The 2,628-nt window shown below is 42.3% G+C and carries 2 protein-coding genes; both read left to right on the top strand.

All coding sequences use genetic code 11. The features are described from left to right. Positions 1 to 351 precede the first annotated feature (351 nt). A complete protein-coding gene (locus WBJ10_RS15325) occupies positions 352 to 1,749 on the top strand; it encodes an O-antigen ligase family protein (protein WP_424291840.1) in 1,398 nt (465 codons plus the stop codon). Further along, positions 1,721 to 2,628: glycosyltransferase family 4 protein (locus WBJ10_RS15320; protein WP_424291838.1), on the top strand; the 908-nt coding region annotated here is incomplete at its 3' end. The genes WBJ10_RS15325 and WBJ10_RS15320, both read left to right, overlap by 29 nt.

The following is a 2,628-nucleotide window of genomic DNA, read 5'->3' as shown; positions in this document are numbered from 1 at the left end:
CGGGTATCTTGCGGGTGCGCTCAGCTATTTCCTGTTAAGACGAAGATTCGTCAAGTTGAAAACCACAATGAAGGCAATACGCGATGGGCTTAAGGGAAATATGAGCCCAGAATAAATCCCAACAGATCTGTAATATCAAACGGCCTGGGGGCCAGGGTGTTTTTTTACAGGAAGTCGTAGCATAGGTTGCTTCGCTCCGCTCGCAATGACAGGCCGTTATTTTGTCATTGCGAGCGCAGCGAAGCAATCTCTCCCCATTCCTAATTTGAGTTAATAACAAATAAAAGCTTAAAAAAATTTAGATTTGGCCTTAATTCGATTTCAAGATCAAATCCCAGCTTCTTTGTAAGTATGCTCCTCATATTCCCCTTAATTTACATCTTATCATTTCTTTATGCTGTAAAGGAGATATTAAGCGGTAATTCACGGGGTCTTATCGTCTACCTGATATTCGGACTTTCCCTTTATACCACGGCACTTGCCCTGGTATTCAATTTTGGATATCGAAATTTCCTGCCCGTTCTGCAATCGTTTAAAGAACTCCTTGTTATTATCGTGTTTCTAAGCTGCTTGTGGAATCTGAAACGGAAACTTCACTTTCACTTTGTGGATTATGCCATAGCGGCATTTTTTTTCTATACCCTTCTTTATGCGATACTTCCAATTGGCGAACAGGGGATAATAAACAGGTTTATCGCTTTTAAAACAACCTCTTTCTTCTGCCTGGTTTACGCCACCGCCCGATTGATGGATCCAAAGACCATCTACATAAGCAAGTATTTTCACTACATACTCTTGCTCGCAATCTTTACCGCGGTGGTATTAATGTATGAAGTCAGGCGCGATCAGCACCTGCAATCTTTAATTGGCCTGGCGGATTATAACTACTATATATTTAATCTGGAGCCATCAGGTAATTATGGCTTAAGCTGGACTTTCGAATCCATGGGCGGTTTTAAACGTTTTGCCAGCATTTTCGCAAGTCCGCTGGAGCATGCGGGTGCCACGCTGATCGCCCTTTGCGTCATAGCCGGTGTATATACCCGCGATGATTATAAGTTCAAGCCCGATTTGATGGGCTGGATTGCTCTGGGTGCAACGGCACTATCGATTATCTTCGCGATTTCACGGTCGGCTTTTATCAGTTATGGCATTATCATATATTGTTATGCCATCATCACACATAAAAAATGGCTCTTGCAGCTGATCCATTTCACTATCGCGTCTGTCATAATCTACTTCATTTATTATCTCACCCAGGAAGACAGATACGATGAATTGATGCAGGATGTAATTATAGACACCTTAAACTTTACTCACCCATCAAGCGTAGGCCACGTATTGGAATGGGTCCAGGGTATCATGTCCATATATACAAATCCTTTAGGGATTGGAATGGGATCATCTGGCCGTATCGGGGGCTCACTTGGCGAGAATGTAGGGGGAGAAAACCAGTATATTATCATTGGGGTTCAAGCCGGAATAATTGCCCTGCTGCTTTATCTGAGTATTTATGTCTCACTAATTAGGAATGCCAGAAAATGGTACAGGAAACTGACGAAAAAAGAGCGGCAGCTTGCCCTTTCCATACTGCTTATTAAAATAGGGTTTATCATCCCATCCCTAACTTCAGAGACAGAATCGTCAGTGTATATCTCCTACCTTACCTGGTTTCTAACAGGGATATTTATTAGCATCATCTCAGAAAAACGATTAAATAATGACGAAGCCCTTAGTAGTAGGAGTTGACATACGTGATCTGAGGATAGCTAAAACGGGTACGGGTACTTACCTGAAAGAGCTTTGCCGTGAATTTAAAAAACTGGAAAGCCCTGAAGTAAAATTCCTTTTTTTCGATACAGGAATAGGGGTATACACGGGAGAAACCAAAGTATTGAAAATACTTGAGCATGTGCGGTTACAGGTCTGGAAGCAAATCCAATTGCCATTCAAGGCGTGGTTTAATGGATGCGGAGTATTATTCTGTACCGATAACATCGTTCCCTACACCCAGTTAGGTTATAAGACCATTCCAGTAATCCACGATGCCTTTTTCTTCGAAAACCCGGATCATTACAACAGGATCTGGTTATGGTTTTATAAAAACCTGGCCATACCAGCAGCCCGGAAGTCGGCATTTGTCATCACTCCAACAAAATATGCTACGGAACGAATTCATCACTATACAGGGATCAGCATGGATAAACTGATAACCGTTTGTGAAGGGCCGAAATCCTTCGAAACTGCGGAGGTGATCAGCTCAGAAGGATCAAAAGTTTTAAATGAATTTGATTTTGAGGATGGAGCTTATATCTTGCATGTCGGGATAATGGATAAGCGAAAGAACATTCCAGCCCTGATTTATGCCTTTAAAAAACTAAAAGACGACGGCTATTCCGGAAAACTGGTACTCGTAGGTAAAGCGGATTCGGTAAAGCTAAATAGCGATGCGCAGGCGATCGGAAAAGCGATAAGCGAAAATAAGCTTGCAAATGAGATAGTATTAACCGGATATTTGCCGGACGAGGATTTGTCGACAGTATATAAGAGTGCAATGATGTATGTCTTCCCATCGACCAACGAAGGCTTTGGGATACCGATATTAGAAGCGTTCAGGCATCGGCTTCC

Source organism: Daejeonella sp., from assembly GCF_049655485.1.
Taxonomy (GTDB): domain Bacteria; phylum Bacteroidota; class Bacteroidia; order Sphingobacteriales; family Sphingobacteriaceae; genus Daejeonella.
The sequence above is the reverse complement of the archived record's forward strand: the minus strand, read 5'-3'. Positions and strand labels throughout refer to the sequence as shown.

Bases quoted from the DNA above. Each gene is read 5' to 3' on its own strand.
- WBJ10_RS15325 (WP_424291840.1), top strand. From the start codon at position 352: ATGCTCCTCATATTCCCCTTAATTTACATCTTATCATTTCTTTATGCT.